Annotated in this window: 3 protein-coding genes and 1 tRNA gene; all 4 read right to left on the bottom strand. The window is 60.0% G+C overall.

Annotated features, from left to right (window positions below; translation table 11 throughout):
* Positions 1 to 228: 228 nt before the first annotated feature.
* The 4 genes from OU26_RS07875 to dnaG all read right to left on the bottom strand — a co-directional run bounded on the left by OU26_RS07875 (position 229) and on the right by dnaG (position 6,386).
* Entirely contained in the window at positions 229 to 2,235 is a 2,007-nt protein-coding gene (locus tag OU26_RS07875) for an elongation factor G (protein ID WP_026646324.1), read from the bottom strand.
* Positions 2,236 to 2,313: 78 nt separating this feature from the next.
* Positions 2,314 to 2,387 (bottom strand) — tRNA-Arg (locus OU26_RS07870).
* Positions 2,388 to 2,747: 360 nt separating this feature from the next.
* Positions 2,748 to 3,941, bottom strand: coding sequence for an SLC13 family permease (locus OU26_RS07865; RefSeq protein WP_026646323.1), 1,194 nt, complete (start codon positions 3,939 to 3,941; stop codon positions 2,748 to 2,750).
* Between the two features lie 357 nt (positions 3,942 to 4,298).
* Positions 4,299 to 6,386, bottom strand: coding sequence for a DNA primase (gene dnaG, locus OU26_RS07860; protein ID WP_033499043.1), 2,088 nt, complete (start codon positions 6,384 to 6,386; stop codon positions 4,299 to 4,301).
* Positions 6,387 to 6,390: the final 4 nt, after the last annotated feature.

The following is a 6,390-nucleotide window of genomic DNA, read 5'->3' as shown; positions in this document are numbered from 1 at the left end:
CCGCGGGTCCGAGTCCCGTTGTCCGCTCCATTCGAAGCCTCACCATAGCGGTGGGGCTTTTCGTTTATCCTGTTATCCAGCGAGTCCGTTTTCCATCGCGTTTGAATCGAAGTTGGTTCGGTGGAAAGGCGCGCATCATTCGGCGGCGAGGCGCATCATCGAACCAGCTCAACCGTCAGATCAACAAAAATTCCGTGCGATACCATCCAGCGCCGGCATCGCACGGAATCACCGCTCCCCCATGCCGCTCCACGCATAGTCCAGATGCATGAACTCAGGCACCTTGTACCATTTGACCGGATATCCGGCTCCGTGCGCGCAGAATACCGAATCGGGCGTGTTCTCCAAATCGGATTCCGGATCGTAAGCCATGCTCTCAATCACTTCATCGGCATTGTGACAGGCCCGGTAGACGGCGAACACGCAGCTCAGATGACCGCGGCCATGCGTGTACGCGTTCACATCCATCGCGTAATCGCGCATCTCGCTCACCGGTGCGGTGCCGTTGAGCACCATGTATTCGCCATCGCCGGTAGGCGTGTCGAATGAGCCGGATATACGCTGGATGTCGGCCATCGCATGCCCGACCATGTCCTGCGGCACCTCCAAACGGAAGCCATACCATGGTTCGAGCAGACGGCAATCGCCCTTCTTTTTCGCCTCCATCAGACCCTGGCGTATCGCACGATAGGTGGCTTGGCGGAAATCGCCGCCTTCCGTATGCTTCAGATGCGCGCGGCCAGTCAGCAAGGTGATCCGCATATCCGTGATCGGAGAGCCGGTGAGCACGCCCAGATGCTCGCGTTCCTTGCAATGCTGCATGATGAGGCGCTGCCAGTTGCGGTCGAGCACATCCTCGCTGCACACGGTCTCGTATTCCATACCAGAGCCTTGCGGCAGCGGTTCCAACAGCACATGCGTCTCCGCATAGTGACGCAATGGCTCGAAATGGCCGACACCTTCAATTGGCGAGGTAATCGTCTCCTTGTACAGAATGCCGCCGGGACCGAACGTGACATCCAAGCCGAAACGGTCATGCATGATCTGCTGGATGATTTCCAGCTGCACCGCGCCCATCAGCTGCAGATGCACCTCTTCGAGACGCGGCTGCCACACGACGTGCAGCAGTGGATCCTCATCCTCCAGCTCACGCAATGCCACCAGGCATTTGTGCGCGTCGCACTCCCCCGGCAGCAACGTGTAGGTGAGCACCGGCTGCAACACCGGACGTTCGCCATCATGCTCCTTGCCCAGTCCAGCGCCGGGGAACGTCCATGTCAATCCCGTGACGGCGCATACCGTGCCGGCTGGAACCGAATCGACGGTGGTGAACTTCGCTCCGGAATACACACGCACCTGATCCGCCTTCTCATGCCACAGACCATCATCATCGGTCCGCGTTCCATCATCCGCACCGGTGTGCGCGGCATCCACACGCGCGGTGCCGTCGAGCATCATCTTAGCTTTCAGCTCGCCGCCTGTGACCTTGAGCCAGGTCAGACGGTTGCCCTGCGCGTCATGCGACACCTTATATATGCGTGCGCCGAAATCGCCATCATATTGCGGTTCCTGCGTGAAGTGTTCGAAACCGGCCACGAACTGCTCAATGCCTTCCATTTTCAACGCGGAGCCGAAATAGCATGGGAACAGTTTGCGATTGGCAATCATGGAGCGAATGGTTTGCTCCGGCACGGTTCCGGTATCAAGATACACGTCCATGGCTGTCTCGTCCTGCATGGCGATGTCCTCCATGCTGGAGTCGGGGTCGGTGAAGTCGATGCAACCATCCGAGAAACGCCGCTTGAGCTGGTCCATCAACTGCGATTTGTCGGCGCCGGGCGCATCCATTTTGTTGATGAAGACGAACGTGGGCACGTGGTATCGATCAAGCAGCCGCCACAGCGTTTCGGTGTGCCCTTGGATGCCGTCCGCACCGGAGATGACGAGGATGGCATAGTCGAGCACGGCAAGTGTGCGTTCCGTCTCGGCGGAAAAATCAACGTGGCCGGGCGTATCGAGCAGAGTGATGGTGAGATCGGGCGTGGTGATGACGGCCGGTTCAGTGAAGATGGTGATGCCACGCTGGCGTTCCATGGCATTCGTATCAAGGAAGGCGTCGCCGCGGTCGACACGTCCGAGTTTGCGCACCTGGCCAGTGGCATAAAGCAGGGCTTCGGACAGCGTGGTCTTGCCTGCGTCCACATGTGCCAGAATACCTGCGACGATTCGATTCATGTCTTTCCCCTATCTCGCCATCCAATGGACGGGAAAGCCCCCGCACCATACGGATATGGCACGAGGGCTTACAATGGGTGACCCCGGGGAGACTCGAACTCCCGACCTTGAGATTAGAAGTCACATGCTCTATCCAGCTGAGCTACAGGGCCAAACCAGATTTAGTATAGTCAGTTCATGCACGGTTGCCAACTCGACACGGCAACCGTTCCACCAAACCGACGCTCAGGCCCGTCTCACCGTCGGTTTGGCATACTCCGTTCCACGAAACCGACGCTCAGGCCCCTCTCACCGTCGGTTTGATCGAACTTCTTCCGCGAAACCGACGCTCAGACCCGTCTCACCGTCGGTTTGGCATACTCCGTTCCACGAAACCGACGCTCAGGTGGCTGTAGGCGTCAGTTTGGTCGATTTGGAAGTCGGGTTGATTGGGACGATTGGGAAGGACGGAGTTGGACGGGGTTGGGTTTGGGGTTGGGCGGGCTTGGTTGGGGATGGGCTGGGACTGGGTTTTATTCGATGATCCAGCTCAGAACGACGAGCACGATGAGGAACAGGACGTTCACCGCGGTGTAGACGGCCAGATAGCGGCCCTTCTTGTCCGGATACGCGCGCGTCACGTTCTTGTAGCCAATCAACGACGCCATGGATGCGATCAGCGTGCCCAGACCGCCGAGATTGGTGCCGATGATCAGCTCGCGCCACTGGTCGCAGAAGCCGGACAGCAGCAGCGTGGTCGGCACGTTGGAGATGAACTGGCTGGACACCACGGAGACCTCCAGCGGATGCGCTCCGACCAGGGAGGCGGCCAATTCGTAGAATTCCGGCACACGCTTCATATTGCCGATGAAGATGAAGAACATGCAGAACGTGAGCGGCAGACCCCAGTCGACGTTGCGGAACACGCGGCGGTCGCACAGCAGGAACGCCACGAACACGACGACGCACATCACCCACAACGGAATGAAATCGTTCACGGCCAACAGGCAGACCGCGAACCGCGCAAGGTACACGATGGTGCGCCAGCCGCCATAACCGGCGCCATAGCCGGTCACACGGATCTCATCGGGTTGCGGCTGGTCGGAATGCGGGGCGAGCACGTTCTGCTCGATGCCGGAGCCGTCGATCGCGGAGAATTCGGCAACCGGTTTGCCACCGAACACGACGCATGTGATGATCACCAGCAGCACCGCAGCCGCAAAGGAATACGGCGCCATGATACCGATCATCTCCGTGGCCGGCATGCCGGTCAGCGCCTTCAGATACAGGTTGTGCGCATTGCCGATGGGAGTGAGCATGCTGCCAACGTTCGCGGCGACCGTCATCAGCGTGCCGACCAGCACCGCATGCTCCTCCATATGCGCCATCGTGAGCACGGCGATCGCGAACGGCACGAACGTGACCAGAGCCACGTCATTGGTGATAAGCATGCCTGAGAAGAACGGCAGCGCGATCAGCGTGAGCACCAGACCACGCGCGGTCTTGACATGGTGAAGCAGCCGCGAGCCGATGATGCGGAACACGCCGATGCGCTGGAACCCGCATACCACCAGCATCAGGCAGATCAGCTGCGAGATGGTGCTGGCGTGGATGTAGCCGGCGTACTCCTTATCCGGCGGCACGATGAAACATGAAATCAGTGCAAGTATTGTAGCGACTACGAGAATGGTCTCGTTCTTCAGGACCTTGACGACCAATCGCCGCATGCATTCCTCCGTCAATCCCGTTTGCAATCGCCTTGCACACCTTGCAAAATCCAAGCGATTTTCATGCAAACGCCTAGACCACTTTACCCAAAAGTGCGCCTAGCATGAGCCCTCGGCGTGCTGCTTTCCCGACCATTCCAACGATTTTCAGCCGCTATCGCTTACTGCCGCATACCCTTGCAAACCGGCAAAATTCATTTTGGTCGGCGAAAATCTTCACAATTTTCCTTTTCGGACATGAAGGATTCATCCGGAATTCGCCGTTCCTTCGCAACGAATTCACCGGCAACGCACGTCTATTCCGCCCTACTCCGCCCTATCTTGAACATTCAGACCACGACGCTCAGACCACGACGCTCAGGCCACGTCGTTGCCGAAGACGCGGGACTGCAGATCCTTACGCAGCATCTCCAGTTTGGTGATCTGTCCGAGCAGTTCGATTTTCTCGGCACCGTCCGGCAGCTGCGCCATGCGACGTTGCGACGCGCCGATCTTGCGCATGATGCCGGTGTCGAGCAATCGTACGATCAGCTCGGAGGCGTAGCGACGCTCGTCATCCGTTGGCCTGCGCAGCTGCGCGGATCGTTCCTGCGATTCGTCCGCGTCACGACTGGCGTCCGCCTCGCTCGGCGGCAACGGCAATGGCATGACGGCCAGCTCGTTAATGACGGATTCGAGCATCGGACCGCCCGCCTTCGTCAGATTGTGCATCCACAATCCCTGCGGCACGTCCGGTGCGGGCAATCCGCCAGCCGCGGCGACCGTCTGGAACAGCGTGCGGAACACCGGCGTCATGAAACTCGACAGGGTCAGGCTGGCGAACATCGTCGGGTCGACGGCCAACGGCACCTGAATCAACGTGGCCATGAACTGCTGCTCGCAGATGAACACGGCGTCATCGATGCGATAGTAGGTCTGTTCGACCGCATCGCGATGCTCCAAAGCCTTGCGCGCTGCGGGATTCGCATACGGGTTCGCGCCGCGGTCCGCATATGACGGTTCCGCCGATTGCCCCGCGTTGCCGGAAAAACGGCGCTTCGGCGCATACGCGTCCTCGTCGCGCACGTTGAGCTTGCGACGTTGGAACGACACCTCCCGCTGCATGATGTCCAGATCGACGCCGATACGGCGCACCGCCTTGCGGGAGTAAAGGTCGAGCAGCGAACGGTCGCGGATCTGCGCGATCAACGGGGCGACGGCCTTGACCGCGCCCATCTGCCCGGTCGCGTACGTGGTGTCGAAACGGTCGATCGCGGAATCGATCACGAAATCGTACAGCGGACGCGCGTTGGCGATCAGCGCACGCACCGCTTCGTTGCCGCGTTTGATGCGCAGGTCGCAGGGGTCGAGATTGTCCTCGGCGACCGCGACGAAGGCCTGCGTGGAAAACGCCGCGTCCAGACCGAACGCATGGATCGCGGCCTTCTGTCCGGCAGCGTCGCCATCGAAGGTGAACACGACACGCGAGCTCAACGCCTGCCCCTCCACCTTCAACGGACCGACCAGCTGCACGGCGCCCAACGAATCGTCCGCAATCAAACGGCGGATGATCTTCGCATGCTCCGCGCCGAAAGCCGTGCCACATGTGGCGACCGCCGTGTCGATGCCGGCCAGATGCATGGCCATCACATCGGTATAACCTTCGACGATAACCGCCTGACGTTTCTTCACGATCGCCGATTTGGCCAGATCGATGCCGTACAGCACCTGGGTCTTGCGATACAGCTGCGTGTCGGGCGTGTTGATGTATTTCGCGTTGATCGCATCGTCCTCGTACAGCTTGCGCGCGCCGAAACCAAGCGTGCGTCCGGTCGAGTCGCGTATCGGCCATGTCACGCGGCCGCGGAAATAATCGTAGACGCCGCGCTGGCCCTGCCGCGCGAGACCGGCATCGAGCATCTCCTGCTGGGTGAAGCCTTTGCCGGCAAGATGCCGTACCAGATTGTCCCATCCTTGGGGGGCATATCCGCAGCCGAACCGCTGGCAGTCGGCCTGGCTGAAATTACGACCGTCCAGCAGTTTGCGCGCGGCGAGCGCCTCCTTGGTCATCAGCTGGGATACGAAGAACTCCTGTGCCGCCTCATTGGCCTCGAGCAGACGCGCACGCTTCGATCCGGTGTGCGTGGGAACGTTGTCTGCCTTGTCGTAATGCAGTTCGATATGGTATTTGTCGGCGAGCAGCTCCACCGCGTCACGGAAATCGATGTTCTCCTGATGCTCGACGTAGCCGAACACGTCGCCGCCGAGACCGCAGCCGAAGCAATGCCACACGCCGAGCGCGGGACGTACGGAGAAGCTCGGCGTCTTCTCGTCGTGGAAGGGGCACAGGCCTACGTATGTGCCGGTTCCAGAGGGCTTGAGCGTGACGGTCGCGGATACGATGTCATACAGGTCGGCGGCGGCGCGGACCTTTTCTATGTCTTCCTTCTTGATCATTCCCGGCATATGT

Origin of the sequence: Bifidobacterium ruminantium DSM 6489, assembly GCF_000770925.1 — a bacterium.
Classification (GTDB): domain Bacteria; phylum Actinomycetota; class Actinomycetes; order Actinomycetales; family Bifidobacteriaceae; genus Bifidobacterium; species Bifidobacterium ruminantium.
The sequence above is the reverse complement of the archived record's forward strand: the minus strand, read 5'-3'. Positions and strand labels throughout refer to the sequence as shown.